This window comes from Archangium violaceum, assembly GCF_016859125.1.
GTDB lineage: Bacteria > Myxococcota > Myxococcia > Myxococcales > Myxococcaceae > Archangium > Archangium violaceum_A.
In genome coordinates this window covers 9712690-9739059 of sequence record NZ_CP069338.1, presented here as the reverse complement: position 1 = coordinate 9739059, position 26370 = coordinate 9712690, and the positions used below count along the sequence as shown (strand labels likewise).

Below are 26370 nucleotides of genomic sequence, written 5' to 3'. Positions count from 1 at the left end.
GGCTCGCTACCGCTCGCGCAGCAGCTCCGGCAGCTTGTCGGTGAGATCCAGGTGGCCGGCGGCGAACTCGAGCATCCGCCGCTCCTTGCGGTCGATCCGCCCATCCACGAGCGCCATCTCCACCAGGTTGCGCAGGAAGACCTCGGCCTCGGGCGTGCGGCGCTGGACGAGCCGGGTGAAGAGCTGGGGCCCCATGTTGAGGGCCATCTCCACGTTGCTCCAGGGCACGCTCCAGCGGCGCGCGCACAGCTCGAGCAGCTTGCGCTCGGAGCGGCCCACCTCGCCATCGGAGGCGGCGAGCGCGGCCATCATGTAGAGCAGGCGCTGGCGCTCCTGGGGATCCGTGATGACGTCATCCACCGGCCCCTGGACGAACGCCGTCTGGTCCACCGCGGGCGTGCGGGCGTCCCAGGACTCGAAGGGAGCCGCCGAGGCCAGCACCCAGTCCCGCTCGCCACTGCCGAGCGCGGTGCCGCAGTAGTCGCAGGTGATGGCGGCCGAGTCGGTGAGGGGCGCGTTGCACTGGGGGCACCGGTTGGTGGACATGCCGTTGTCGGTGTTGGTCCGAGCGCCGTGCTTGCGCAGCAGCGTGAAGACCCAGCGCTGCGGGACGGTTGGCAGGGAAGGGGGGCGCTCGTTGGCGGGGCCAACGCCCATGCGGGCGCTCCAGCGCACCTCGATGTGGGCCCGGTCGAAGCCGTTCGGGTCCAGCTCGAAGCCGCGGGTGATGACCCCGCCCACGGCGCACTCCAGGAACACCTTGCGCCGGCCCTGCTGGCGCAGCTCCCCGAGCTCCTCGTCCAACCTGTCGATGGCCTGGGGCGCGGCCACCTTGTGCAGGCGCTTCGTGGTGCCGTGGCTCTGGGCGTCGATCCACTTCCAGAACAGCAGCGAGGCGCGGTCCTCGAGGATCTCCAGGTTGAGGGCCGGGTCGGCCTCGCGCGCCTCGCGCAGGTTGTCCACGTGGGCGTAGTGGCGCACGTGTTCGATCCCCTGGGTGATCTCCGAGAGCGTCCAGTCGTAGTTGCCCGAGTTGACGATGGCGTTGCAGTACTCGCAGCGGTTGGAGGCCCCGCCGTTGAACGGGGCGCCGCAGTGGGGGCACTTGCCCTGGAAGAGGTCCTCGCCGAGCCGTGTCTGGACACCGGGCTTGCGGACGAAGGACCAGACCTCGGTGAAGGACTCCAGCGACGCGCGCTTCGCGGCGGCGAGGGCCTCGGCCTCGGAGGCGGAGGCGGCCACGTCGGTGTCGCGCATCCGGGCGCGCACGCGCATGTGGACGGTGTCGAACCACTGACCCTGGTCGAGCCCGATGAGCTGCACGTCCAGCACCTGGATGTCGGTGATGGCGTCGCGCACGCCCTGGTCCTTCATGAGCTGGAGCTGCACCTCGAAGCGCTGGTAGGTGGCGTCCGAGAGGAAGGGCCGCACGGGGGACATGTCCCGCCGGAACCAGGCGTCCTGAAGCGCCAGGAAGAGCCGCTGCGTCCTGTCGATCAGCGGCTGGAGCTCGAATTGGGGATCCTTGAGCCGCAGTGCGTTGACCCAGCCCTCGACGTCCCGGGTGGAGACGGTGGTGCGCTGCTCGGCCTCGCGCTGCTGGATGGCCCGCCGGGTGGCGCCGGTGGGGTGGAGGTTGCGCTGGTAGAAGTACCAGCCGGCCACTCCGATCCCGATGAGCGGGAGCATGACGTGGGGATAGAGGAAGGTGAGCCGCACCAGCCAGTAGATGAGCTCGATGGGAAGGCTGCCACCCTCCCCTCCGGAGTCGCGGTTATTGGAGGGCGCGGAGTAGTTCTCCCCGCCGCCGCCGCGGGCGAGCGCCACGAGGGGGATGAGCAGGACGAGCCCGAGGCCCGGAAGGAGCCAGGGAGCCCAATGAGCGAGGGAGCGGTTCCATGCGGTGCGCATCGTCAACAAGACTAACCGTTTCCGCCTTGTCAGGCCCGGGGAGTCGCCGCAGGCTGGGGGGTCGATTGGTGGCCCGGTGTAGGGCCCGGTAAGGGAGGGTACATGGCGGAGTTCAAGGTCGACGCACGAGGACCCATCGAGATCTGGACCATTGACGGCGAGGGGCGGCGCAATGCCATCAGCCGGGCGATGTTGAAGGAGTTCGAGGAGATGGTGGCCCGGGTGTCGAGTGGTCACGACACGCGGGCGGTGATCATCACCGGGGCGGGGGACAAGGCGTTCTGCGCGGGGGCGGACCTCAAGGAGCGCAGCACGATGAGCGAGCCCGAGGTGCGGGCCTTCCTGGACGGGCTGAGGCGCACCTTGCGGTCGCTCGAGAAGAGCGACTGCGTGTTCATCGCGGCGATCAACGGAGCGGCCTTCGGAGGCGGGACGGAGCTGGCGCTCACGTGCGACCTGCGGGTGGCGGCGCCGGCGGCCGAGCTGGGGCTGACCGAGGTGAAGCTGGGCATCATCCCCGGAGGAGGCGGGACGCAGCGCCTGGCGCGGCTGGTGGGGCCGGGACGGGCGAAGGATCTGATCCTCACCGGGCGGCGCATCAACGCGGCGGAGGCCTTCAGCATCGGGCTGGTGAACCGGCTGGCGCCGGAGGGGCACCTGCTGGACACGGCGTATTCGATGGCGGAGAGCATCGTGGAGAACGCGCCCATCGCGGTGGCGACGGCGAAGCACGCCATCGACGAGGGCCTGTCGAAGGAGCTGGACGAGGCGCTCGCGCTGGAGCTGCGCCACTACGAGAAGGTGCTGGCCACGGAGGACCGTCTGGAGGGACTCAAGGCCTTCGCCGAGAAGCGCAAGCCCGTCTACAAGGGCCGTTAGGCCGCGCGGGAGTCCAGCGCCATGAACGACGCTCATTGTGGGCTGGCCATGCCCTGGCCCGGCTGCGGGAGTTGTTCGGCGATCCGCTGCTCGTGCGAGGCCCGGGTGGCGTGCCGCATCCGACACCGCGCGCCGAGGCGCTGGCCCCCGCGGTTCACCGCGCGCTGTTCGACGAACGCTTCACCTGCGTGGTGCGGCGTGGCCACCCGGCGGCGGCCCGGCGTCCGCGATCAGATCGCCTTGATGGCGCAGCCGGTCAAAGCCGAGCGCCCGCGCGAGGCGTGAGCGCTTCGAGGGCGGAGGGGCCTACTTGTACTCGACCTTGGAGCCGCCGGAGCTGTCCACCTGGACCTGCTTGGGCTTCGTGAAGGACTTCACCATCGAGCCACCGGACAGCTCTCCCGTGATGCTCCGCTCGGGGGCGGCCTGGATCGCGGAACCCCCACTGGCCTCGACCTCGAGCGACTCGGCCTGGACCTTGTTCGCCTCGATGACCGAGCCGCCGCTGGCGGAGATCTCCAACTCATCCGTGCGGCCCTTCAGCGACAGCTGGGAGCCGCCGCTGGCCTCCACATCGAGCTCCCGTGCGTCCACGTCGGTGATGCGCAGTTGGGAGCCGCCGCTGGCCCTCACCTCGAAACTCTCCACGCGGGTGGCCTCGACGTTGACGTGGGAGCCGCCACTGGCCGTCACCCCCTCCACGCGCGGGTTGGTGACATAGAGGCGTACGTCCTTGAGCCCCTTGGAGAAGAACATCCCCGACTTCTCCACCTTCGTCGTCAGCACGCCGTCCCTCACCTCGAGCTTCACCCGGGACAGCTCGTCCGCATTGCCCTCCAGGCGCACCGACTTGGGACCTGGCTTCACCTCGGCGTGGATGCCGTGGCTCACCGCCACCTCGTGGAAGTCGGGCACGTCGATCTGCCCCCCGTTGGCGGCGGCGTCCTGCGCGAGGACGGGAGCGGAGACCAACAGGAGGGCGGGGAGGAGGTGGGAGCGGAGCTGCATGGTGGTGGACCTCGGGAAAGGAGAGGCGCGGGGCCTCGTGTCACCCTGAGTACGTGCCGCCACCGGCGCGATTGCACCCCGGGCCGCCCGGTTGCCTGCTTCCGGGCGGCCCGACCTTGATTTCCATCAGGGATTTCGAGGGGTTGCCCTTGCCGAGCGCCTGGTCAGGGAGTGAACGCCTCGACGGAGACGATGGGCCCGAGCCGCGTCTGGGCCGCGCCGCCGGGGACGTAGACCGTCGAGCCGACCGCGGCCGCGCCAGTACCGTGGCGCGGCGTCAGCATCGGAGCGAGCACCGACCAGGTATCGCGCTCGGTATCGTAGACCTCGTTGTCACCGTAGACGCCCTGGGAGCCCGGAGCCGGGTTGCCCTCGCCACCGATGACGTAGATCTTCTTGCCGATCACCGCCGCCGCGACACCGCCGCGCGGAGTCGGCAGCGGCGCGCGCGTCGACCAGGTACCCGTCGAGAGCTCGTAGGCGAAGACGGTGCCCTTGACGTTCTCGACGCCGTTGGCCCGTCCGCCGAGCACGTAGAACGTGCCATCCACGATCGCGCCGCCGACGTGATCGCGCGGCTCGGGCAGGTCCGGGAGGGTCTCCCAGGTGCCCGTCACGACGTCATACGACGAGAAGGTCGCCACCGTGTCCTGGAAGTCGGCTGCGAGCGAACGCAGCCCGCCCGCGAGGTAGATCTTCGTGCCGCTCACGCCAACAGCCGAGCTCCCGCGCTCCGTCCCCGCGGGCATGGGCGAGAGCTCCGTCCAGGTGTTCGTTCGCGGATCGTACTCGAACGCGTTGCCGACGGCGTACCAGGGGAAGTCGCTGACCATGCCGCCGATGACATAGAGCTTCCCACCCACCGCCGCGACATTCGGGTGGTTCATGGGCATGGGAATAGGCGCGGCCTGGGACCACGAATCGCTCCGCGGATCGTAGACCGAGACGAGCGTCGTGTTCGCCGGATTGACGCCAGCGACGACGTAGACCTTGCCGTCGAGCGCGGCGACGCCGTGCTCCTGTCGAGGGCCACCCTCGATGGGAGCGACCTCACGCCACGCGCCCGGTGGCTCCGTGGGCGTGTCGGTTCCGCCCCCGTCGCCGTTGCCGCAGGCGAGCGTGAGCAGGGAGAAGCAGAGGGAGAAACAGAGGGAGGTGATGGAGCGCATATCGCGTTTCCTTCCTGGAGGATTGACCCGGGAGAATCTGCGCCCGCCGCGTGCGCTACACCAATCGAACGGGGATATGAGCGGTATGCACGGCGTGCATGGTGCGATCGCTCACGGGCCACCCGAGGGGTTCGCTGTGACGCATCAGGCAGTGCAGCCCGCCTCGAGGGTGGGGCTCTCGACAGCCCCGTCCGTCGGGGCCGCTTGCGACGAGCGGACACGCCACACACCTCTGACGCAAGACGTCGAACTGGCGGGTGAAGCCATCCGTCGTCGATGGCTTCGCTTCCTGGAGGTGTGCTGTGTCTCGAGTCCTGATTGCTTCCGCCGAGTGGTCCTATCTCCTGTCCCGCTTACGTGCGCTCGCTCCCGAGGCTTTCGACAGCCAGGGCAGGGTGCTCAACCTGATCGCTCGCGAGTGGGGCAATCCGGGCCACGGTAAACCCTATCTCTCACCGGTGGATGGCTCCCAATTGGGGGCGCTACCCATGCTCGACCTGGCGACCGCCACGCACGCGGTGGCCTCCGCGGCCAGCGAGGCTGAGGAGTGGGCCCGGGTGGACCTCGACACGCGCAAGGAGCGTGTCAGCGCCTGCCTGGAGCTCCTGCGCGAGAACCACGAGCTGCTCGCGCTGCTCCTCACGTGGGAGATCGGCAAGCCGGTACAGCAGTCGCGGGTCAGCGTGGAGCGGTGCATCTCCGGCGTGAAGTGGTACGTGGAGAACATCGACTCGATGATGGAGGGCCGCAAGCCGCTCGGGCTCATCTCCAACATCGCCTCGTGGAACTACCCCATGTCGGTGCTGGTGCACGCCATGCTGGTACAGGTGCTCGCCGGCAACGCGGTCATCGCCAAGTCTCCCACCGACGGCGGCCTCCTGGCCCTCACGCTCTCGATGGCCTTCGCCCGCCGCTGTGGGCTCCCGGTGTCGCTGGTGAGCGGCTCCGGAGGAAAGCTCAGCGAGGCCCTGGTGCGGGATCCCCACATCGCGTGCCTGTCCTTCGTGGGCGGCAAGGCCAACGGGCGTGACATCGCCTCGAGCCTCTATGATCGCAAGAAGCGCTACATGCTGGAGATGGAGGGGGTCAACACCTACGGCATCTGGCGCTTTAGCGATTGGGCCTCGCTGGCGAAGCAACTCAAGAAGGGCTTCGAGTATGGCAAGCAACGCTGCACGGCCTACCCGCGGTTCGTGGTGGAGCGCAGCCTGGTGCCTCGCTTCCTCGAGATGTACCTGCCGGTGCTCGCGTCGTTGAAGGTGGGCCACCCGCTGCTCGGGGAGACGCCGGAGTCGAAGCCACCCGCCGTCGATTTCGGACCGCTCATCAACAGCCAGAAGGTCGAGGAGCTGCACGCGATGATGAGCGAGGCCGAGTCCAAGGGGGCCATCCCCCTGTACAAGTGCCGGCTGGAGCCGGACATGTTCCTGCCGGGCCAGGACGTGTCGGCCTACCTCGGGCCCTGCGCCTTCCTCCACGTGCCGAGGAACTGCCGCCTCTACCACAACGAGCCGTTCGGCCCGGTGGACTCCATCGTCGTGGTGGACACGGAGGAGGAGCTCATCACGGAGATGAACGTCTCCAACGGCGCGCTCGTGGCCTCGATCGCCTGTGACGAGCCCGTGACGGCCCGGCGCATCGCCTCGGAGCTGCGCGCCTTCAAGGTGGGCATCAACGCCGTCCGCTCCCGCGGCGACCGGGAGGAGGCCTTCGGTGGCATCGGCCAGTCGTGGCAGGGCTGCTTCGTGGGAGGCGCCTACCTGGTGCGGGCCGTGACCGAGGGTCCTCCCGGCGAACGACTCTTTGGCAACTTCCCGGACTACACCCTGTTGCCGGAGACGCGTTGAGGGGCCGCGAAGAAGTATGGTCGGCGCCCCATGCCCAAGACAGCGAACGTCGAATTCGACATCATCTTGTGGGGCGCCACCGGCTTCACCGGCCGCCTCGTCGCCGAATACCTCGCGAGAACCCAGGACGCCCACCGGGCGCGCTGGGCCCTCGCCGGCCGGGACCGCGCACGACTCGAGCAGGTGCGCGCGTCGCTCGCCGCGAAGCACCCCGCCTGTGCCAGCCTTCCCCTCGTGCTCGGGGACGCGAAGGACCCGGCCTCGCTGGACGCCCTGGTGGCCCGCACGCGCGTGGTCATCACCACCGTGGGTCCCTACGCGCGCCACGGTGACGAGCTGGTGGCCGCCTGCGCCCGCAGCGGAACGGACTACTGCGACCTGACGGGCGAGGTGCAATGGATGCGTCGGACGATCGACGCCCACCACGCGCGCGCCCGGGAGACGGGGGCGCGCATCGTCCATACCTGTGGCTTCGACTCCATCCCCTCGGACCTGGGCGTGCTCGTGATCCAGGAGCACATGCGGCAGCAGCATGGCTCACACTGCAACCGCGTGCGCTACCTCGTGACGAAGCTCCGCGGCGGCGTCAGCGGGGGTACCGTGGCGAGCATGCTGCAGGCCGTGGACGAGACCCGCGCGGACCCTTCCGTGCGCCGGGTGCTCGGCAATCCCCATGCGCTCGACCCGGAGCCGCGGCGCGGTCGTCCCGAGGAGCGAGATCAGCTCGGCGTGCGCTACGACGCGGAGCTCGGGCGGTGGACGGGCCCCTTCGTGATGGCGGCCGTCAACACCCGCGTGGTGCGGCGCTCCAACGCGCTGCTCGGCTACCCCTGGGGCCAGGACTTCCTCTACTCCGAGGCGTCGAGCTTCGGGCCGGGCGTGAAGGGGATGCTCTCCGCGGCCGGCATGTCCGCGGGGCTCGTCGGTGGCCTCTTCGCCGCCGCGAGCATTCCTCCGGTGAGGCGCCTGATCGAGAAGCGGTTCGCCCCCGGGGAGGGTCCCTCGGAGGAGGAGCGCGAGCGGGGTTCCTTCGAGATCCGCCTGATAGGAGAGGGGACGTCCGCGAAGACCGGACGCCCCGTGCGGCTGGAAGGGAAGGTGGCCGGTCGGGGCGATCCCGGCTACGCGGCCACGTCCCGGATGCTCTCCGAGTCCGCCCTGTGTCTCGCCTTCGACGACATCCCCAAGGAGGGCGGCGTCCTCACCCCCGCCTCGAGCATGGGCATGAAGCTCGTCGAGCGCCTGCGGCGGGCGGACATGACCTTCGAGGTCACGGGGTAGGCAGGAGCAGGTAGAGGTAGTTGACCCGGACCCTGAAGGCCATGCAGGCCCGTCCGCGCAGGGTCCACTCCTCGTTGGGGAGTGCCCCCTTTGCCTGGAGGTAGAGCTCCACCGGGCCGTCCCGGTTCAACCGGGTCAGGTCCACCTCCTCACCCCGGAGCTGGACGCCCTGAACGCCGGCTCCTGGCTGTCGCTCGTAGGCGAGGAGCATGGTCGCTTGGGAGAGGTCGGTGGCGCCCTCGGGCCGCATCGCCAGCATCGCCTCGTCGATGGTGTCGAACCGGGAGTTGTCGTCGGTCTGCAGCGTCACCTCGGTGAGCTGGAGGGTGAGCGAACCCACGGTGTCGCTCTCGATGCTGCCGGGGAAGGAGAAGGGGAGGACCGTGCTCACCTCATAGGACCCCGGCGGCGCCGCCGGCATCACGAAGTCCTCCAGTTGCTTGCACATCCGCTCCTCCTCCAACTCCACGAAGAAGAGGTCCTTGAAGGAGAAGTCCGAGCAGCCCCCGAGGAATCCGGACAGGGACAGCAGCAGCAAGGCGCGTCGAAGATGGCTCATGGTGATCTCTGTCCCTGGAATCAACGGAAGTAGATGAGGAAGCCCAGCTTCGCCGAGGGGGAGGTGAATCGCAGCCCGACGGGATCCGCGCTGATCCCCGGGTCCTCGAAGACGGTCCGGAGAAAGGCCTCGGAATTCCCAGCGTCGAAGGACCAGTAGCTGATGCCCGCGCGCACGAAGAAGACGAAGTGGCGCGGTGAGCCGAGCTCCAATCCGACGGTGGCGGAGGCGAAGTCGTAGCTGAGATCCTTCAGCAGCTCGGCGCCCTCATCGGAGCTGGAGCCGCCGAGCCTCTGGTAGAGCGGGCGGTAGTCGGCACCGAAGTAGTGGCCGACATCCACATTCAGGGAGGGCGTGATGGGGAAGTAGAAGGCCACGCCGACGCCCGCGCGCACCGCCACGCCGGCCGTATTGGTCGCCAGGCCTCCGCTGAAACGCAGCCACGGCAACGGGCGGTAGAGCACCGAGGCGCCCGCCAGATCGGGAAGGCCCCCGTCGAGCATCAATCCCCAGCGCGTGTGGGGCCTGACGCTGGGTGCACCGGGCTCAGTGGGTGCACTGGGGGGAGGGGAGGCGACCACCGCCTCGGGTTGGGACGCCGGGGCGTCGGGCGCGACGCTCCCAAGAGAGAGCGCCAGGGCGAGTCGAATCAAGGGCATGAGGAGGTTCCTGGAAGCTGTCCATGGTCATGGACGCGCGGCCTCCGAGGGGTCGTAGCAGCTCCTCGAACGAATGTGCTCGAACTCACTGTGGGCCCCCCTCGGACAACGCGGCCCCAGTCTAATGTTTGCGAAAGTACGAATCAATCAGACTCCTGTCACACTGTCATTGCGATTCTCCGACTTCCTGGATTAGCGCTCGAGACCGGGCTTGTCGGAATCTCGAAAATGACAGGTCCTCCCTACCCCAAGTGAGGAGCAACAGATGAATCGCGGTGAATCCACGAAGGCTGGAGTCCGGGGGTTTCTGGCGGTGCGGTGGATGGTGCTGATGTTCGCCGTGCTGCTGGCGACGGGCGCGTCCGCGGCCACGTCGGGTTACACGATCACCTCCACCACCAGCGTGCGGTTCTACGTGAACGACGCGCCGTGGGCGGATCTGCACTACCAGGTCAATGGTGGGACGCAGCTCAACGTCCGGATGACGGCCAGCGGCACGAATCATACGTACAACGTCACGGGCGTGCCGACGGGCGCGACGGTGCGCTACTTCTTCACGATCGGCAGCTACTCCGGCGGCGCGACGGACACGGCGTGGGCGCAGTTCTCCATGTCCGGCACCAACCCCAATCCTGGCGGTTCCTGGACCGTGGTGTGGGAGGACACCTTCGACGGCAGCGGTCAGCCCAACGCGGCCAACTGGAGCTACCACGTCGGCAACGGCTGGAATCCGGGCGCGGGGGCCTTCTCGGGCTGGGGCAACGGGGAGTGGGAGTGGTACCGGCCGGAGAACACGTACGTGCAGAACGGCAACCTCGTCATCAAGGCCGAGTACCACACCACGCCCACGGTGATCGCCGGCCGTAACTGGTACCAGCGCTCGGGGCGCATCACGACCAAGGGCAAGCGCTCCTGGACGCATGGGCGGATCGAGGCCCGGATCGCCATGCCCAACGCGATTGGCACCTGGCCGGCCTTCTGGATGATGGGGACGGCGTGCGACGACACCGTGACCACGAACTACGCCGCGCCGATGAGCCACTACGACGTGATGGCGTCCAACTGGTCCAGCTGCGGCGAGATCGACATCATGGAGCACAAGAACAGCGAGACGAACACGTACCAGAACCTGTTCTGGGACTCGCGCATCGGGCTCTATCCGTGGGCGAACGGCATGAACAACGATCAGCCGGGCAACATCTACGTGGGCAACGTCACGCAGTTCCACCTGTACACGATCGAGTGGGAGCCCACGCAGATCCGCTGGTACGTCGACCGTGAGACGAACCCCTCGCCGGTGCACACCGTGGACATCACGGCGAGCAACAAGGAGGAGTTCCAGAAGCCGTTCCACATCATCCTGAACCTGGCCCTGGGCGGTCAGTTCACGGGCAATGCCGAGCCCAACCTGGCGGACTTCCCGATGTACATGTACGTCGACTACGTCCGGGTCTGGCAGCGCAAGTAGGACCGGAGCCTCGGCTTCCACGGGGAGACGGGTTCGAAGCCTGTCTCCCAACCATCATGGCTCGGGGTGGCCCGTGTCCACGTGTGACGCCCCAGCTCGCGCGAACCGCACCAGCTCCTCGAGGACGCCTGGCGTGTAGAACACATCATTGTGGGTCGCCCCCTCCACGAGCCGCACGGTGGCGCGAGGGAACAAGCGGCCCAGTGTCCTCCCCCATCCGCCGCGAGCCCATAGCCCGGGTACTCCATCACATAGAAGCCGAGCCCGGCCTCCTTGAAGCGCCACGCCACCGGGATCTGGTCCGCGAGCTGGTCTCCGTTGCCATGAAAGTGCACCACCGTTGGCGCTCCCGGCGGCGCGGGTATGTGCAGCACGTAGACCGTCGAGCCCTCCCTCCCAGGAATCCGCAGCAGCGTGGCGCCGGGCATTTGCGGCTCGCGCGCCCCTGGAGGCACCGGGAAGAGGATGTTCCTCTGAAAGAGGAACACCTGGAGGCAGAGTACCAGGTAGGCGAGAACCACCGTCGCGATGACGAGGAGCAACATCCTGCGCGCCCCCAAGGGACTGCGTGCCATGGAACGACCCTACACCGCTCTGCCCCTGGGGCTGGCTGGCATCCAGAGGAGATCGTCACCTCCACTGCTCTCTCCACCGGGTCTGTGCGCCACTTCAACCCTGGAGTGTGAGGGCTGTCACAGCTGCGGAGGCAACATGTCTGTCATCTGGAGGCGATTCATTTCAAATGGTTTCAGCGCCTCTCCGACAACGAGGAGGCAGGTGTTCGTTTGAGCCTCCCGCGGCTGGAGAGGTGTACCAACATGCAAGGCGATCGAGATCGTCTTGCCAGCGTTCGCGCCCGTCCTGAATACGGTGGGACCCCCATCTCGAGCGGTACGCGCCGGGAACTGATGGGGCTTTGGGGCGTTGGGAACAGCTTGTTCGCGGTAGGCGCTGGCGCCGCCATCCTGCATCGGCAAGGCTACGGCGTGGGCATCTCCTGCACCGCGGCCCGCACCACCGCCGGGTCTCCGAGGATGGAGAAGACGAATCGCCCCTGGGTACACGCGGTGAAGTCCTGGCTCACCGCCTTCTCCGTCACGGCGGACAGATGGGCGGGGAGCTCGTCCACCGCGCCCAGGGACCAGCCGAGGTTGCGGGCACTGAGCACCGCGGTGACGCGCTCTCCCGAGGTGCCAAGCGACACGGCGTAGTCGTTGAGGAGCCGCCTCTGGGTGCGCGCGAGCTCACCCGGACGGAAGGTGCCCGCGGAGAGCTCCGCGAGGTGCTGCGTGAAGGCCTTGAGCGCATGGGGGAGGTGGGCGTTGTCCACCGTGCCGCGAAGGACGAGCTGCGAGGTGCCGCCACGAAACAGGGCACTGGAGCCGTGAAAGCCATAGCTGGCGCCCAGCTCGTGACGCAGGGCCTGGGTGAGCCGCTCGCTCGCCAACTCCGCGAGCACCGAATAGCGCGTCGCCGCGGCTTCGTCCGGGGTGGGCAGGAGGCAACCCACCTGCAGCTGCGCCTGGGTGGCGCCCGGACGCTCGGTGATGACGAACCGGGGCTTGCCGACGATGCTCTGCTCCGGGGGAGGCGGTGCCGCGAGGGGCAGGCCATCGCCCTTCGCATGCCAGCGGCCGAGCCACTCGCGTGCGAGCTGCTCCACCTGATCCACATCCACTTCGCCCACGATGGCCACGGTGCCGTTGGCTGGATGGTGTGTCTGCTTCAGCCACTCATGGATGGCGCGGGTCGAGATCGTCTCCACGTCGCTCGCGGTGGCCACCTGGCCATAGGGGTGATCTCCGTAGAGTGCCTTGCGGAAGTCGCGCTCGGCGACCATCTGCGGCCAGGCCTCCACGGAGCGGATGTAGGGCAGCACCTCCTCTTTGTAGTAGCGCACCAGCGAGTCCTCGGTGCGTATCGAGGACATCTCCTCGGAGAGGATGGCGAGCATGTTGCCCACGTTGCCCGCCGCGCCGGAGAGGACGTACTGGACATGATCTCGCCCCACGAGACGCCTCATGCGGAAGCCAAAGTGCCTGGGGGTGCCCGCCCGGTTGGTCTCGGGATATGCGAGCCGGTTGGCGAGCTCCGCCGCCCCGAGCGGGCCGGTGTCCGAGCTGCCTCCGCGAAGGGTGAGCCCCACCGTCACCAGGGGCATTCCGGGCCGGTTGCCGATGATGACCTCGAGCCCGTTCTCCAGGCGCACCGTGCGGTAGCTCGCGACGCCCGGAGCGGGGACTCGGGGAACCAGCGTGGCGAGGACCTGTGCCTCGGCATCGTCCTCGCTCGAGGACACCGAAATCCCCACGGGGGAGGTGCTCGTGTCGGACACCGTGGTGCCCAGCGGGCTGACATAGACGACGTGGGCACGCTCGCGGGGCAGGTACTTGTAGGCGAAGTCGGTGATGTCCGAGGCACTCAGCTGCGCCAGGGCCTGCAGTGAGCGCGAGTAGGCCCGGGCATCGAGGTTGAAGTGGGTGAGCTCGGCCCGCCGCACGGCGCGGCTGACGACGTGCTCGGCTTCCAGTGCCATGTCGCTGATGGCCGACAGCCGCATCTCGCCGAAGCGCGCATTGCGCACGAGCTGCTCCGTGGCATCACCGGACGTGTTCCACACGCGGAAGAGCTGGTTGAGCACCGCCTCCGCGGACCGCTCCGGATGGGCGCCCTGGCGCAGGACGATCCGGCACACCAGCAGCGAGGCCGTTCGGGCTGGAACGAGATCGGTCTGGATGCCGGCGATGTCTCCATCCTCCCTCATCGAGGCCCAGAGCTCGCGCGCCATGGCGGTGCGAACGAAGTCGTGGATGGCGCTGGCCGAGTCGAAACCACGCGGCAGCACCCAGCTGATGTAGAGCTCGGGGGTGGGCACCGCGGCCTCGTAGCGCGCCAGGGGGGCCTTGGGGACGAGGGGGGGCTCAGGGGGCTGCTCCGGCAACCGCTTGTCGGGAGCGAGCGGAATGCCCTCTCCGACGAGCGCCGGCGGAAGCTGCTCGGCGACGAGCTTGTCGATGGTGGCCAGGTCCACGTCCCCCACGATGACGAGGGTGATGTTCTCCGGGCGGTAGTGCTGGCGCACGAAGGAGCGAGCGTCCTGGAGGGTGAGCGCCGAGAGCGACTGGTGCGTGCCGATGGACGAGCGCGCGTAGGGGTGCCCGGCGGGGAAGGACGCCTCCTGCAGCCAGGTGAAGACCTGGCCGGTGTAACCCGTCTCGTTGCGCTCACGCAGCTCGTTGCGCACCACCTCGCGCTCGACCTCGAAGACCTTCGCGTCGACGCCGGCCAGGGGAGCCCGGAGGCGATGGCCCTCGATGCGCAGCAGCTCGGCCAGCGCCTCCTTGGGCGCGGCGGCGTGGTACAGGGTGTAGTCCAGACTGGTGAAGGCGTTGACCTCACCCGCCCCCGCGCGAGCGAGCAGCGTCCACACGTTCGACTTCGCATCCGGCCTGCTTCGGAAGGTGAGGTGCTCCACGAGGTGGGCAAGCCCCTCCTGCTTGGACGGGTTGTTCGCCGAGCCAACGCCTACCAGGCTCACCACCGCCACCACGGGACTGCGAGAATCCTCTTCGACGATGACGCGCATGCCCGAGGGCAACCTCAGGTCGCGCAGTGGGAAGTTCACATCGCGCATCACCAACTGGCCACGGGAGGGCAGGGTGGAGCACGCGAGTGGGCTCAGCAGGAGGAGGGAAACGAGCAGCGCGCTCACACGAGGCGCCCAGCCAGAAGAAGAAGGACGCACGGCCCTGCTGCGTTCCGAACAAGACGGATGGCTCATGAACATGAGTGCATTCCCGAGACTGCCGCCCCCCCCATCATCCATTGGAGCCGGGCAGCTCTGGCATTGGGTGTGGCGGGCAGTCTGGCATGTATACAGGCACGGCATCCACTCTCAGGCGCGGGCGGGGTGTCCGTCACGCCCGCGTCACGGGCTGAAGGTATTTCGGAGGATTTGACCCACGACGCGTGACGGAACCGAGGCAGACTGGCACCCCCCCCACTCTTCTTGGAGGAAGAGCCACCATGCGAATCCCGTCATTGGCGCTGATCCTGGTGTCCAGCACCAGCCTCGCCGCGGTCAAGAACGTCTCCACCGTCACCGAGTTGCAGTCAGCGCTCGCCTCCGTCCGGGCCGGCGACGAGATCGTCCTCACGGACGGTACGTACGCCGTCAACACGAACCTGAACTGTGCGGCGGATGGCTCCGCGTCCCAGCCCATCATCGTGAGGGCCGCGAACCGGCACGCGGCCCTCATCCGGTTCAACGCAACCGAGGGCTTCAAGGTGTCAGGCAGGTACTGGGTCTTCGATGGCCTGACCATCGAGGGGGTCTGCGCCCAGGACCAGAACTGCGAGCACGCGTTCCACGTCACGGGCCACGCGGAGAACTTCGTCCTGCGCAACAGCCGCGTCCGCGATTTCAACGCCCAGCTCAAGGTGAATGCGACGAAGAACGCCAGCGGCGTCTACGAAATCCCTCACCGGGGGCTCATCGAGAACAATGAGATCTACGACACGCGCATCCGGAACACGTCGACGCCCGTCACCAAGCTCAACATCGACACCGGTGACGACTGGATCGTCCGCGACAACTCCATCCACGACTTCTCGAAGGCCAACAACGGCATCTCCTACGGCGCGTTCATGAAGAGCGGTGGCAAGCGCGGCGTCTTCGAGCGCAATCGCGTCATCTGCACCAAGGATGCCCCCGCCGGAAACACGCGCATCGGCCTGTCCTTCGGGGGTGGTGGCACGGGGAACGCCTATTGCGCGCCGGCCTTCGACCCGGCCGTTCCCTGCAACCCCGAGCACTCCGATGGAATCCTGCGCAACAACGTCATCATCAACTGCTCGGACGTGGCCATCTACCTGAACAAGGCCGCCAACACGAAGGTGCTGTTCAACACGCTCATCGCGACCACCGGCGTGGACTTCCGCTACGCTTCCTCCACCGGCGAGGCTCACGGCAACGTGCTGTCCTCCGTCATCCGCACCCGGGAGGGCGGCACCTTCACCGCCGGCACGAACATGATGAACGTGACCTCGGCCACCTGGGACTCCTGGTACGTGGCGCCGCTGGCCGGAGACCTGCGCATCGAGGGCAACGTCTCCAAACTCATCGGCGGTGCCGCCGCGCGCTCCTCGGTGACGGACGACCATTGCGCCCGGCCACGGCCGTCGTCGGGGGCCTACACGCTCGGCGCGCTGGAGCATTCGCTGGGCGACTGCGGCACCACCAGCACGCCCCCGGACGGCGGCACGCCCTCGGACGGCGGAACGCTCCCGGACGGCGGAAAGCCAGCGGATGGCGGTACGGGGACGGGAGGTGACGGTGGCACCGGGGGCGGCGTGGGTGGAGGCTCCGCCGAGGAGCCCCAGGACGACGAGGGTGGCTGCAGTACCAGTTCCGGCCTCGCCGCCACCTTCCTCTCCCTGCTCGTGCCGGCCGTGTTGCGCCGCCGTCAGCGCGTGAGCCGGTAATACAGCGCCCGTACCCGCCGGGGTCCGACGATACGCTCTCCCACCCGGGTCATCCCCAGCCGCTCCATGACCCGGAAGGAGGCCACTGGACCGAGGGGACGGAGCAGGAGGTGGGGGGGGCGAAGCTCCAGCATGAGGGGTCTCCTTTCACGTCATCGGATGGAGTGCCGGCCCCGCCGATGTGACATGGGGAGTGCATGGGAAACCCATAGGGGGTTTCCAGGATGGAGCCACCGTCCGGGACCTGTCCTGTCGAGTGAACAGGTCCTGTCCTCGGAAGAGGACAGTCGAGGCGAGGGAACGGGGCCGCCGCGCGCGGGGCGTGAAGCAAGTTCCTGGATCGTCGGGGAAAGCGGTAATTGGCCCTGGACTTGCTTCTGACCGGGCGCAACAGGCCACTCCTGGCCGAATCCCCCCCGGAGAAACAATCAATGATGCGCAGACCGATGAAGATGGCGTGCCTCCTGGCCTTCGGGCTCCTCGCGTGTGGAGGGCCCGAGTGGGAGGCGGACGAGGAGCTCGGGACCGAGGAGGCCGCCGTCGCCAACCCCACCGGCCGCTTCTACATCGTCGGCAAGGACATCGTGGGTCCGAGCGGGAACAAGTTCTATCCCGTGGGCGCCAACCTCGACGGGTGGGACTTCTTCCAGCGCGATACGGAGAACCACGCCGAGGCGGCCAAGAAGTGGGGGTGGAACATCGTCCGCATCAACGGCGCGCAGCTGCCACACCCCGAGTTCAACACGAAGGGGCTCGTGTCGGGTGACCTGTCGAAGCCCAACTTCGACAAGATCGACCGCATCGTCCAGGCCTATACCTCGAGGGGAATCGTCGTGATGATCGAGTTCCACGACAAGGTGTGGAACGGGAACAGCATCGACACGACGAAGTTGAACCAGACCCGGGATGCCTGGGTCGCCCTGGCGAAGAAGTACAAGAGCAACACCTTCGTCTGGTTCAACCTGCTCAACGAGCCCACCTGGGGCCAGTCGGAGGCGAACTACCTGAGCGTCCACAAGACGCTGCGCAACGCCATCCGGGCCACGGGCGCGGAGAACATCATCGTCATCGACGGCGGCGTGGCGGGGCAGGAGTGGAACCGCTGGGGCATTCCGGGAAACCTGATCCCCCGCTACGGGCCGGAGCTCGCGAAGGACCAGTGCAACATCCTCTTCTCCATCCACATGTACAACGCGTGGGCCGAGGCCGGCGGCAGCTCGCCTCACAACGCGGAGTTCATCTCGTATGTGAAGTCGGTGCAGGACAAGAAGCTCGCGCTCATCGTGGGGGAGACGGGCTGGAACAAGACCGACGGCGACGTGCCCCGCTTGAAGGCGGGAAGCCTGGTGGCCTTCAACAACGCGCCCGCCTATGGGGTGGGCATCATCGGATGGCACGGTACCCCGAACTGGGATGACACGTTCTTCCTGACCAGCTCTGGCCAGTTCCACGCGGTCAACGATTGGTCCAACCCCACCAACCTGACGGACTTCGGCAAGAAGCTGTGGGCGCTCTCTAAGAACAAGCCCAAGCTCGGCGCCTTCACCGGCAACTACGCGGACAGCCGCTGTGCCTCCGCGAAGTAGCCTTCCAGGTCAGGCCATGGCCTGCAGCCGGTCCAGCTCGCGCCGGTAACGTGCCAGCAGGGAGTCCTCCGCTTCATGGTGCCGCTCGCGCACCACGAAGCGTCCGGCCACCATGACGTCGCGGACGCAGTCACTCCCACTGGCGAAGAGGTAGGAGTCGAGCAGCGCATCCCGCGTGCGCCCGTAGAGCTTGGGGTGCTCCGCGTCGAGGACGACGAGATCGGCCGGGGCGCCCACCTCCAGCCCGGGCGCGGACAGCCCCAGCGCTCGGGCCCCTCCGGCCACCGCGGCGCGGTAGAGGCCCGCCCCCACCGATTCCTCCGAGCCCACACGCAGCACGTTGCGGCGCCGTGCCACCAGCCGCTGGCCGTACTCCAGGAGGCGCAACTCCTCCGGCGCGCTGACGCTGATGTGGCTGTCCGAGCCGACTCCGAACACGCCTCCCTGGCGCAGGTAGTCCACCGCGGGGAAGAGACCATCCCCCAGGTTGGCCTCCGTCGTCGGGCACAGGCCGGCCACGGCGCCACTGGCGGCCAGCCGGGCCACCTCCTCGGAGGTGAGGTGCGTGGCGTGCACCAGGCACCATCGCGCATCCACCGGCACGTGATTCAGCAACCACTGCACGGGGCGCTCTCCACTCCAGGCCAGGCAGTCCTCCACCTCCTTCACCTGCTCGGCGATGTGGATGTGGATCGGCGCCCGCGCGTCCAGCGCGCGCATGCCGGCGAGGGCCTCGCGCAGTTCCTCGGGCGTCACGGCGCGCAACGAGTGTAGCGCCAGGCCCACGCGCACCGCGGGTTCCTCCGCCGTCACCCGCCTCACGGACTCCACGACGCCGAGCAACCCCTCCACCGTGTGGAGGAAGCGCTTCTGTCCCTCGGAGGGGGCGCGTCCGCCAAAGCCACCGTGGGCATAGAGCGTGGGCAGGTGCGTCAGCCGGATGCCCGTCTCGCGCGCGGCGGCCACGACGCGGAGCGAGCTCTCCGCCCGGTCGGCATACGGCGTCCCATTCTGGTCATGGTGGAGGTAGTGGAACTCGGCGACGGAGGTGTAGCCGGCCTTCAACATCTCCAGGTACAGGAGCGCGGCCACCGCCTGCAGGCCCTCGGGGGTGAACCGGGCGAGGAAGCGGTACATCGTGTCCCGCCACGTCCAGAAGTCGTCCTCGGTGCGGCCGGCCCGTTCGGCGAGTCCGGCCATGGCTCGCTGGAAGGCATGCGAGTGCAGGTTGGGCAGCCCTGGCACCACCGGCCCCGGGGCCCGCGCGCCCTCGGGCTTCGCCCCGCGCTCCACCGCGGAGATGACGCCCCGGGCATCGAACCGGAGCAGGACATCCTCCGCCCAGCCGTCCGTCAGCAGCACGGAGCGGCAGAACAGGCTCGTCTCACGGCTCATGGGAAGTCCTCGTGCTCAGGAGCGGCCGCCGGAGCGGGCGAAGTCGGCCAGCACCTCGACGAAGCGCCGGAGCGTGGGCCGGAGGGCCGCAGCACGCTCCTCGCGGAAGGTGAAGGGCGCGTCCTCGTCCATGTAGTTGCACTGGGCCATCTCGAGCTGCACCGCGTGGTAGCCGGTGGTGGGCCGCCCGTAGTTGCGGGTGATGTAGCCCCCCTTGAAGCGGCCGTTGAGGACGTGCGAGTAGCCGCTCGCGGCGCAGGTGGCCACCAGCCGCTCGGTGACTTCCGGCGCGAGGCTCCGCCCGTCCGCGGTGCCGATGTTGAGATCCGGCAACCGCCCCTCGAACAGTCGCGGGACCACCGAGCAGATGGAGTGCGCATCGAGCAGCACCGCGATTCCATGCCGCGCGTGGAACCCGGCCAGCGTCTGCTCGAGGCGCTCGTGGTAGGGGCGCCAGTAAGTCTCGAAGCGCGCCTTGCGCTCGGTGGGCTCGGGAGCACGGCCGGGGCGGTAGAGCGGGCGCCCGTCGAAGAGCGTCTCGGGGAAGAGGCCGGTCGTCGCGGTGGCGTAGAGCGGCGTGTCATCCGGCGGGCGGTTGAGGTCGACGGTGTAGCGCGAGTAGCGGGCCACCAGCACGCTGGCGCCCACCTCCTCGAGGAAGTCGTAGAGCAGCGGCAGGTGCCAGTCGGTGTCCGGAAGGCTCTGGGCGCCGTCGGTGAGCCGCTCGTGCAGCCCCTCGGGGAGCTGGGTCCCCACATGCGGCATGCTGACGAGCAACGGGATGCGTCCCGGCTTGAAGAGGTAGGGCTCCATGGATCTCGCGTCGTGCGTGTCGTGGGCGCGAATCTATACCGGGAGGGAAGGGGAGATGCCCAGCCGAGACGGTGGGGCGCCCGCTGCGAGCAGCCCGGCCGGTGCGAAGGGGGAATTTCACGTACCGCGAAATCCGTTGCAGGATTGGCGTCTTATTCCTGTCGAGAAAGATCACGTGCGTTACAGCCGAAGCCCGCGCGTTCTCACGTGTGTGGAACGTTAAAATATTCGCGCCGCCAGGCCCACGACCCGCCCCGTCGCCGGGCAGAAGTGGTATGGTGGGCTATCGACTGGTGTAAGCTTCCGATTTCATTCGGGTTTTCTTGAGCATGAACGCCATCAAGCGGAACAACGTGAAAGTCCTGGGCCGCGGTCACAAGGCGATGATCTTCTCCCACGGGTATGGGTGCGATCAGAACATGTGGCGGCTCATCACGCCGGCCTTCCAGGATGATTATCAGCTCGTCCTCTTCGACCACGTGGGGAACGGGCAGTCGGATATCTCCGCCTACAACCGCATCAAGTACAACTCGCTCAGGGGCTACGCGCAGGACGTGCTGGAGATCTGTCGCGAGCTGGATTTGAAGGAATCCATCTTCGTCGGTCACTCGGTGAGCGCCATGATCGGGGTGCTGGCCGCGCTCGAGGAGCCGGACCGGTTCGAGAAGCTGGTCCTGATCGGGCCTTCCCCCTGCTACATCAATCACGACGATTACGTGGGCGGATTCTCCCGGGGAGACATCGAGGAGCTGCTGGAGTCCCTGGACAGCAACTACCTGGGCTGGTCGAGCACCATGGCGCCCGTGATCATGGGCAACCCGGATCGCCCGGAGCTGGGAGAGGAGCTGACCAACAGCTTCTGCCGCACCGATCCCGAGATCGCGAAGCACTTCGCGCACGTGACGTTCCTCTCGGACAACCGGGCCGACCTGCCGAAGCTGAAGACCCCGTCGCTGATCCTTCAGTGCTCGCAGGACGTGATCGCTCCGGAGTCCGTGGGTCAATACGTGCACCGGATCCTGGCCAATAGCCGGTTGGTAGTGATGAAGGCCACCGGACACTGCCCCAACCTGAGTGCGCCTGAAGAAACCATCGCGGCCATGAAGACCTTTTTATGAGGGGCGGTTGAATTTTGGGAGGTCAGCCAGAGAAGAACGTAGAGGTTCATGAAGCGCTGAATGAGGACAGCGCGGAGGACCTCTATGAGAATGCTCCGTGTGGCTACATCTCCACGCTTCCGGACGGAACCATCATCAAGGTCAACCAGACCTTCCTGGCCTGGACGGGTTACCAGCGGGAAGAGCTCCTCGCCGGCAAGCGCTTCCAGGATCTCCTGACCGTTGGAAGCAAGATCTTCCATGAGACGCATTACGCCCCCCTGCTGCGAATGCAGGGGTTCCTCAATGAGATCAACTTCGAGTTGGTGCACAAGGATCGTCAGAAGATCCCGGTCCTGATCAACACCACTCAAAGAAGAGACGCCGTCGGCAATCCTCTTTCGAACCGGACGACCGTCTTCAACATCTCCGACCGGAAGAAGTACGAGCAGGAGCTGCTGCTGGCCAGGAAGAAGGCCGAGCAGGCCGTGAAGGCGAAGGCGGACTTCCTGTCGATGATCAGTCACGAGATTCGCACCCCGATGAATGCCATCGTCGGGCTCTCGAATCTCCTGCAGGAGGCCCAGCTCTCGCCCCAGCAGCAAGAGTATGTCCGCATCCTGAAGCTCTCCTCCGAGAATCTGCTGAGCCTGCTCAACGACGTCCTCGATTTCAGCAAGATCGAGGCGGGCAAGGTGACGCTGGAGGAGCGGAGCTTCGATGTCCGCCAATTGATCGACAGCATCGCCCATGGCCTCGGCATCAAGGCCGAGGAGAAGGGGTTGCGGGTCCGGGTCGAGGTCGACAAGCGGGTGCCGACCCTCCTCGTTGGCGACCCGATCAAGCTCCGGCAGATCCTCACGAACCTGGTGAGCAATGCCATCAAGTTCACCGAGAAAGGGGGAGTCACGGTCGCGCTGCGGGTCCTGGAGTCGTTCCCGGATGCGGCCTCCCTCGAGTTCAGGGTCACCGACACGGGCATTGGGATCGCCGAGGACCGCCTGGGATCCATCTTCGAGGAATTCACCCAGGCCAGCTACGAGATCAACATGAAGTACGGGGGAACCGGCCTGGGCCTCGCCATCACCCGGAAGTTGCTGGATCTGCATGGCAGCAAGATGTCCGTGGAGAGCGAGCAGGGAGTCGGGTCATCGTTCTCCTTCAACCTGCGCTTGAAGATCGGTCAGGAGGCCAGGTCGGATGGCCCGAGGGCACCGGATCCGCAGTCCATCCGAGGCGTCAAGGTCCTGGTCGCGGAGGACAACGACGTCAACGTCTTCGTGATCGAGCGCTTCCTGCGGAACTGGGGGGTCGAGTTCGATGTGGTGGAGAATGGGCAGGAGGCCGTGGAGAAGGTCACGGCGAACCATTACGACGTGGTGCTGATGGATCTCCAGATGCCCGTGATGGATGGTTACGACGCCACCCGGAAGATCCGGAGTCTTCCCGAGGAGAAATTCCGACGGCTGCCCATCATCGCCTTGTCCGCCTCCACGCGGATCGGACTGGAAGACAAGTTGGAGCACGCGGGGTTCACGGACTTCGCCAGCAAGCCCTTCGAGCCGGAGGAGCTCTTCTCGAAGATCGCCGAGCACGGTTCCCGGTCCATGCCCGTCTCCGCGGGGCAGCTCCCCGTGCGGGACAAGGAGCAGGAGGTGTTGGGCTCGGCCCCACCTTTGCGGAGTTTCAGCCTCGAGGAGTTCCGGTCGCTGACCGCGGGGGACCAGAAGGCCTTGCTCAAGCTGTGCTCCACCACCCTCAAGAACTGTGAGATCTACAAGCATGAGTTCCAGGATGCGCTCGATACGGGCAACCTGGAGCGGTTCGCGTTTCATGCCCACAAGGCAAAGATGACCCTGGAGCTGCTGCGGGCCCACGCGCTGCTGGCCGCTCTGAGTCAGGGCAAGGCGCTCCTGGCGGAGAAGGAGGGGGACCCGGCCAGACTCCAGTCCGTCGGACAGGCCATCCAACGAGAACTGGATGCCATCATCGAGGTCTTGAAGGCGGAGCTGCAGCAGGGATGACGGTAGGTTGAGCGGGGGAGGGCAGGGCGCCTGGTGCCAGAGTCGCTTGAACGAGCGGACCTCCGTCGGGGCCCTGGTCGACGTCTGAGCAGTAGGCGCTCACGAAAGAAAGGACCGAGGATCAATGTCGCGGCCTTCGTGGCTTCCGATCTGGCTCGCACCCTGACCTCGACCGAGGTCAACATCTCCGCCGGAGCGATCGTGGACTGATGGAGTGTCCACGAAGTTCTTGGACGGAGTCATGTTGCGCATGCGCATGGGGGGAAGACCCTCACCCGGAAACATCCAGGCCGTCATCCCTGCTCGGACTCGCGCACCGCCTTCTCGCAGATCCCGACGCAGCGGAGCGCATCATCGAGCGGATTGAACGCACCGGACTCGATCTCGGCGGCCCTCATCGGGTTCTGCCGGAAGTAGTAGAGCGTGGTGGGGTGGATGGGCTCGGTGCACAGGGTCATGGGCGAGCGAAAAAGGTTGTCGCGCTCCGCCGGGGGCATCAGAACAAGGGCCACGTGGAAGGAGCGGTCGTGGAGAGCATATCGAAGGTCCTGTCGGTCCAGGGCCTGCGCAAACAGTACGGAGCCACCGTCGCCGTCGAGGGCATCTCGTTCGACGTGGGCCGCAATGAGATCGTCGGGCTCCTGGGGCCCAACGGGGCAGGGAAGACCACCACCATCAACATGGTCCTCGGTGTCCTCGAGCCGAGCTCGGGGTCCATCCACATCGAGGGCGTGGACCTCGCGAAGCACCGGGCCCAGGCGCTCGAGCGCACCAACTTCGCCGCCGTCTACGCGCCCCTTCCCGGAAACCTCACCGTGCGGCAGAACCTGCGCGTCTTCGGGCTCATCTACGGCGTGAAGGGGTTGTCCCAGCGCATCGAGGAGCTGATCGCGCAGTTCGACCTCGAGCGGTTCCGCGACGTGAAGTGCGGCGTGCTCTCCTCGGGAGAGCAGACGCGGGTGGCCCTGGCCAAGGCCATGCTCAACCAGCCGCGGCTCCTGTTGCTCGACGAGCCGACGGCCTCGTTGGATCCCTCGACGGCGCGCGACATCCGCGCCCGGATCCGCGAGTTCGCCACCCAGGGCACCGGTGGCGTGCTGTGGACCTCGCACAACATGTACGAGGTCGAGGAGGTGTGTGACCGCGTGCTCATCGTCTCTCGCGGGAAGATCCTTCTCGAGGGCGACCCCAGGACCCTGCCGGGCGAGCACGGCAAGGCGACGCTCGAGGAGCTGTTCATCACCGTGGCGCGCGAGCCGCTCGCGCTGGAGCGGGTCTGACGCTCATGTCCTTCAACCGTGCCGCCGCCGTCGTCCTTCGTCAGTTCTATCTCATCCGCGGGAGCCCCTCGCGCGTCTTTCCACTCTTCGTGTGGGTGGCCATCGACATGGTGTTGTGGGGCTTCATCACCCGCTACCTCAACACCGTCACCGGGGCCGGTGGCCCCGACTTCGTCCCCTCGCTCCTGGGCGCGGTGCTCCTGTGGGACTTCCTGACCCGGGTCATGCAGGGCGTGACGATGGCGTTCTTCGAGGACGTGTGGTCGCGCAACTTCCTCAACATCTTCGCGACGCCGCTGTCGATCTCCGAGTACATCAGCGGGCTCGTGCTCTCGAGCATCGCGACGAGCTCGATCGGCCTCATCGTGATGATCGTCGTGGCGAGCACGGCGTTCGGGCTGTCCCTGTTCTCCTTCGGCCTGTTGATCGTGCCGTTCCTGTTCGTGCTCTTCCTCTTCGGAATCGCGCTCGGCATCTTCGGCGCCGCCATCGTGCTGCGGCTCGGGCCGTCCGCGGAGTGGTTCGTCTGGCCCATTCCCGCCGTGGTCTCGCCGTTCGCCGGCGTCTTCTATCCGATCGCGACGCTCCCGGAGTGGATGCAGCTCATCGCGCACCTGCTGCCGCCGTCCTACGTGTTCGAGGGCATGCGGACGATCGTCGCGGGAGGGGCCTTCTCGGGGACGACCCTGCTCTGGGGCGTGGGGCTCGCCTCGTTGTACATCCTGCTGGCGCGCCAGGTCTTCACGCGCGTCTACCGGCAGGCCGTGCGCACGGGGCTCATCGCCCGTTATAGCGCCGAGAGTGTGAGCTGATGATGATGTCCCGGCGTGGAAGCTGACATCCCGTTAAGAGGCGTGGCCATGGTTCCGTTCTCCGTTCTCGATCTCTCCCCCATCCTTCAGGGCAGTGACGCTGCCCAGTCCTTCCGCAACACCCTGGACCTGGCGCGGCATGCGGAGCGCTGGGGCTACCGTCGCTATTGGCTGGCCGAGCACCACAACATGCCCGGTGTCGCCAGCGCGGCGACCTCGGTCGTCATCGGCTATGTCGCCGGTGGCACGTCGACCATCCGCGTGGGCGCGGGCGGCGTCATGCTGCCCAACCACTCGCCGCTGGTCATCGCCGAGCAGTTCGGCACGCTGGCGTCCCTCTATCCGGGCCGCATCGACCTGGGGTTGGGGCGCGCGCCGGGCACGGATCAGCTCACCGCCCGCGCCTTGCGTCGCGATCTGGCGAGCAACGCCGACGAGTTCCCCCAGGACGTGCTCGAGCTGCAGTCCTACTTCAAGCCCGCGGCGCCCAATCAGGCGATCCGGGCCGTGCCGGGCGCGGGCCTGAACGTGCCCATCTGGATCCTGGGCTCGAGCCTGTTCGGCGCCCAGCTCGCCGCCGCGCTCGGCCTGCCGTTCGCCTTCGCCTCGCACTTCGCGCCCGACCATCTGATGTCGGCCCTGCGGATCTACCGCAGCCAGTTCAAGCCTTCCGAGGCGCTCGAGAAGCCCCACGCGATGATCGGCGTCAACGTCTTCGCGGCGGAGACCGACGCGGAGGCCCGGCGGCTGGCCACCTCGGCCCAGCAGCAGTTCGTCAACCTGCGGCGCGGTCAGCCCGGCCCCCTCCAGCCGCCCGTGGACAGCATGGAAGGGCGCTGGTCGGAGCTGGAGAAGGCAGGCGTCGAGCATGCGCTCTCCTGGTCGGTCATCGGCTCCCCGGAGACCGTGCGCCAGGGACTGGCGGCCATCCTGGAGCGGACTGGCGCGGATGAGATCATGGTGACGGCGCAGATCTACGACCACGCCGCACGCCTGCGCTCGTTCGAGATCGCCGCCCAGGCCCGCGACGCGCTGGCGGGTTAAGGGATTCTTAATAAGTCGTTTCTACCGTGCCCTTCAGTTGTCCCCCTGGAGAGC

The 26370-nt window shown here is 67.3% G+C and carries 23 protein-coding genes; 12 read left to right on the top strand and 11 right to left on the bottom strand.

Going from position 1 to position 26370, the window contains the following annotated elements:
* Positions 1-6: 6 nt before the first annotated feature.
* Entirely contained in the window at positions 7-1911 is a 1905-nt protein-coding gene (locus tag JQX13_RS41140) for a TIM44-like domain-containing protein (RefSeq protein WP_203404868.1), read from the bottom strand.
* A 102-nt stretch (positions 1912-2013) separates the two neighbouring features.
* On the opposite strand from JQX13_RS41140, the gene JQX13_RS41135 reads away from it, so the two are divergent.
* Positions 2014-2790 (top strand): enoyl-CoA hydratase-related protein, encoded by a 777-nt coding sequence (locus JQX13_RS41135; RefSeq protein WP_203404867.1) that lies wholly within the window; start codon positions 2014-2016, stop codon positions 2788-2790.
* 21 nt (positions 2791-2811) lie between these two features.
* Complete coding sequence (locus JQX13_RS56020) at positions 2812-3075, top strand: hypothetical protein (RefSeq protein WP_203404866.1); 264 nt, start codon at positions 2812-2814, stop codon at positions 3073-3075.
* 21 nt (positions 3076-3096) lie between these two features.
* Here the strand turns inward: JQX13_RS56020 and JQX13_RS41125 are convergent, their stop codons facing one another.
* Positions 3097-3798: a head GIN domain-containing protein gene (locus JQX13_RS41125; protein WP_203404865.1), complete on the bottom strand. Its 702-nt coding sequence runs from the start codon at positions 3796-3798 to the stop codon at positions 3097-3099.
* Between the two features lie 164 nt (positions 3799-3962).
* On the bottom strand, positions 3963-4967 hold the full coding sequence (locus JQX13_RS41120) for a Kelch repeat-containing protein (RefSeq protein ID WP_203404864.1): 1005 nt from the start codon (positions 4965-4967) through the stop codon (positions 3963-3965).
* A 302-nt stretch (positions 4968-5269) separates the two neighbouring features.
* Here JQX13_RS41120 and JQX13_RS41115 point away from each other — a divergent pair, with 302 nt between their 5' ends.
* Positions 5270-6814: an aldehyde dehydrogenase family protein gene (locus JQX13_RS41115; RefSeq protein ID WP_203404863.1), complete on the top strand. Its 1545-nt coding sequence runs from the start codon at positions 5270-5272 to the stop codon at positions 6812-6814.
* A 30-nt stretch (positions 6815-6844) separates the two neighbouring features.
* A complete protein-coding gene (locus JQX13_RS41110) occupies positions 6845-8095 on the top strand; it encodes a saccharopine dehydrogenase family protein (RefSeq protein ID WP_203404862.1) in 1251 nt (416 codons plus the stop codon).
* On the opposite strand, the gene JQX13_RS41105 is transcribed toward JQX13_RS41110, so the two are convergent.
* Together JQX13_RS41105 and JQX13_RS41100 are read right to left on the bottom strand one after the other, a co-directional pair.
* Positions 8085-8654, bottom strand: a complete 570-nt coding sequence (locus JQX13_RS41105) for a hypothetical protein (protein ID WP_203404861.1) — start codon at positions 8652-8654, stop codon at positions 8085-8087. The genes JQX13_RS41110 and JQX13_RS41105 overlap by 11 nt on opposite strands.
* Positions 8655-8674: 20 nt before the next feature.
* The gene (locus tag JQX13_RS41100) at positions 8675-9313 is read right to left on the bottom strand and encodes an autotransporter outer membrane beta-barrel domain-containing protein (RefSeq protein ID WP_203404860.1); all 639 of its coding nucleotides are present in this window, start codon (positions 9311-9313) and stop codon (positions 8675-8677) included.
* Between the two features lie 265 nt (positions 9314-9578).
* On the opposite strand from JQX13_RS41100, the gene JQX13_RS41095 reads away from it, so the two are divergent.
* Positions 9579-10781 carry a glycoside hydrolase family 16 protein gene (locus JQX13_RS41095; protein WP_203404859.1) on the top strand — a complete coding sequence of 401 codons (1203 nt, stop codon included), beginning with the start codon at positions 9579-9581 and terminating at the stop codon, positions 10779-10781.
* Here JQX13_RS41095 and JQX13_RS41090 read toward each other — a convergent pair.
* Positions 10754-11356 carry a hypothetical protein gene (locus JQX13_RS41090; RefSeq protein WP_203404858.1) on the bottom strand — a complete coding sequence of 201 codons (603 nt, stop codon included), beginning with the start codon at positions 11354-11356 and terminating at the stop codon, positions 10754-10756. The two genes, JQX13_RS41095 and JQX13_RS41090, sit on opposite strands and share 28 nt — an antisense overlap.
* Before the next feature lie 404 nt (positions 11357-11760).
* The gene (locus JQX13_RS41085) at positions 11761-14493 is read right to left on the bottom strand and encodes a M16 family metallopeptidase (RefSeq protein WP_203404857.1); all 2733 of its coding nucleotides are present in this window, start codon (positions 14491-14493) and stop codon (positions 11761-11763) included.
* A 314-nt stretch (positions 14494-14807) separates the two neighbouring features.
* Between JQX13_RS41085 and JQX13_RS41080 the strand changes: the two genes are divergently transcribed.
* The gene (locus tag JQX13_RS41080; protein WP_203404856.1) at positions 14808-16265 is read left to right on the top strand and encodes a chondroitinase-B domain-containing protein; all 1458 of its coding nucleotides are present in this window, start codon (positions 14808-14810) and stop codon (positions 16263-16265) included.
* On the opposite strand, the gene JQX13_RS41075 is transcribed toward JQX13_RS41080, so the two are convergent.
* Positions 16247-16399: a hypothetical protein gene (locus tag JQX13_RS41075; protein ID WP_203404855.1), complete on the bottom strand. Its 153-nt coding sequence runs from the start codon at positions 16397-16399 to the stop codon at positions 16247-16249. The genes JQX13_RS41080 and JQX13_RS41075 overlap by 19 nt on opposite strands.
* A 297-nt stretch (positions 16400-16696) precedes the next feature.
* Between JQX13_RS41075 and JQX13_RS41070 the strand changes: the two genes are divergently transcribed.
* Positions 16697-17851, top strand: a complete 1155-nt coding sequence (locus JQX13_RS41070) for a glycoside hydrolase family 5 protein (RefSeq protein ID WP_203404854.1) — start codon at positions 16697-16699, stop codon at positions 17849-17851.
* A gap of 9 nt (positions 17852-17860) precedes the next feature.
* On the opposite strand, the gene JQX13_RS41065 is transcribed toward JQX13_RS41070, so the two are convergent.
* Positions 17861-19246: a formimidoylglutamate deiminase gene (locus JQX13_RS41065; RefSeq protein ID WP_203404853.1), complete on the bottom strand. Its 1386-nt coding sequence runs from the start codon at positions 19244-19246 to the stop codon at positions 17861-17863.
* Positions 19247-19261: 15 nt separating this feature from the next.
* Positions 19262-20059, bottom strand: a complete 798-nt coding sequence (hutG, locus tag JQX13_RS41060) for an N-formylglutamate deformylase (protein ID WP_203404852.1) — start codon at positions 20057-20059, stop codon at positions 19262-19264.
* A gap of 329 nt (positions 20060-20388) precedes the next feature.
* Between hutG and JQX13_RS41055 the strand changes: the two genes are divergently transcribed.
* Complete coding sequence (locus tag JQX13_RS41055) at positions 20389-21177, top strand: alpha/beta fold hydrolase (protein ID WP_239014159.1); 789 nt, start codon at positions 20389-20391, stop codon at positions 21175-21177.
* A 14-nt stretch (positions 21178-21191) separates the two neighbouring features.
* A complete protein-coding gene (locus JQX13_RS41050) occupies positions 21192-23180 on the top strand; it encodes a PAS domain-containing hybrid sensor histidine kinase/response regulator (protein ID WP_203404850.1) in 1989 nt (662 codons plus the stop codon).
* Between the two features lie 293 nt (positions 23181-23473).
* Here JQX13_RS41050 and JQX13_RS41045 read toward each other — a convergent pair whose 3' ends face one another.
* Complete coding sequence (locus JQX13_RS41045; protein ID WP_203404849.1) at positions 23474-23692, bottom strand: hypothetical protein; 219 nt, start codon at positions 23690-23692, stop codon at positions 23474-23476.
* A 24-nt stretch (positions 23693-23716) separates the two neighbouring features.
* Between JQX13_RS41045 and JQX13_RS41040 the strand changes: the two genes are divergently transcribed.
* From JQX13_RS41040 to JQX13_RS41030, 3 genes are read left to right on the top strand one after another with little or no spacing between them, the layout of a single operon-like run.
* Positions 23717-24460: an ABC transporter ATP-binding protein gene (locus tag JQX13_RS41040; protein ID WP_203412441.1), complete on the top strand. Its 744-nt coding sequence runs from the start codon at positions 23717-23719 to the stop codon at positions 24458-24460.
* 5 nt (positions 24461-24465) lie between these two features.
* On the top strand, positions 24466-25272 hold the full coding sequence (locus tag JQX13_RS41035; RefSeq protein WP_203404848.1) for an ABC transporter permease: 807 nt from the start codon (positions 24466-24468) through the stop codon (positions 25270-25272).
* Between the two features lie 48 nt (positions 25273-25320).
* Positions 25321-26316: an LLM class flavin-dependent oxidoreductase gene (locus JQX13_RS41030; RefSeq protein ID WP_203404847.1), complete on the top strand. Its 996-nt coding sequence runs from the start codon at positions 25321-25323 to the stop codon at positions 26314-26316.
* The last annotated feature ends 54 nt before the right edge of the window (positions 26317-26370 follow it).

Coding starts and splice junctions, on each gene's coding strand:
- JQX13_RS41140 (WP_203404868.1), bottom strand. CDS start 1,911: ATGCGCACCGCATGGAACCGCTCCCTCGCTCATTGGGCTCCCTGGCTC.
- JQX13_RS41135 (WP_203404867.1), top strand. CDS start 2,014: ATGGCGGAGTTCAAGGTCGACGCACGAGGACCCATCGAGATCTGGACC.
- JQX13_RS56020 (WP_203404866.1), top strand. CDS start 2,812: ATGAACGACGCTCATTGTGGGCTGGCCATGCCCTGGCCCGGCTGCGGG.
- JQX13_RS41125 (WP_203404865.1), bottom strand. CDS start 3,798: ATGCAGCTCCGCTCCCACCTCCTCCCCGCCCTCCTGTTGGTCTCCGCT.
- JQX13_RS41120 (WP_203404864.1), bottom strand. CDS start 4,967: ATGCGCTCCATCACCTCCCTCTGTTTCTCCCTCTGCTTCTCCCTGCTC.
- JQX13_RS41110 (WP_203404862.1), top strand. CDS start 6,845: ATGCCCAAGACAGCGAACGTCGAATTCGACATCATCTTGTGGGGCGCC.
- JQX13_RS41105 (WP_203404861.1), bottom strand. CDS start 8,654: ATGAGCCATCTTCGACGCGCCTTGCTGCTGCTGTCCCTGTCCGGATTC.
- JQX13_RS41100 (WP_203404860.1), bottom strand. CDS start 9,313: ATGCCCTTGATTCGACTCGCCCTGGCGCTCTCTCTTGGGAGCGTCGCG.
- JQX13_RS41095 (WP_203404859.1), top strand. CDS start 9,579: ATGAATCGCGGTGAATCCACGAAGGCTGGAGTCCGGGGGTTTCTGGCG.
- JQX13_RS41090 (WP_203404858.1), bottom strand. CDS start 11,356: ATGGCACGCAGTCCCTTGGGGGCGCGCAGGATGTTGCTCCTCGTCATC.
- JQX13_RS41080 (WP_203404856.1), top strand. CDS start 14,808: ATGCGAATCCCGTCATTGGCGCTGATCCTGGTGTCCAGCACCAGCCTC.
- JQX13_RS41075 (WP_203404855.1), bottom strand. CDS start 16,399: ATGCTGGAGCTTCGCCCCCCCCACCTCCTGCTCCGTCCCCTCGGTCCA.
- JQX13_RS41070 (WP_203404854.1), top strand. CDS start 16,697: ATGATGCGCAGACCGATGAAGATGGCGTGCCTCCTGGCCTTCGGGCTC.
- JQX13_RS41065 (WP_203404853.1), bottom strand. CDS start 19,246: ATGAGCCGTGAGACGAGCCTGTTCTGCCGCTCCGTGCTGCTGACGGAC.
- hutG (WP_203404852.1), bottom strand. CDS start 20,059: ATGGAGCCCTACCTCTTCAAGCCGGGACGCATCCCGTTGCTCGTCAGC.
- JQX13_RS41055 (WP_239014159.1), top strand. CDS start 20,389: ATGAACGCCATCAAGCGGAACAACGTGAAAGTCCTGGGCCGCGGTCAC.
- JQX13_RS41035 (WP_203404848.1), top strand. CDS start 24,466: ATGTCCTTCAACCGTGCCGCCGCCGTCGTCCTTCGTCAGTTCTATCTC.
- JQX13_RS41030 (WP_203404847.1), top strand. CDS start 25,321: ATGGTTCCGTTCTCCGTTCTCGATCTCTCCCCCATCCTTCAGGGCAGT.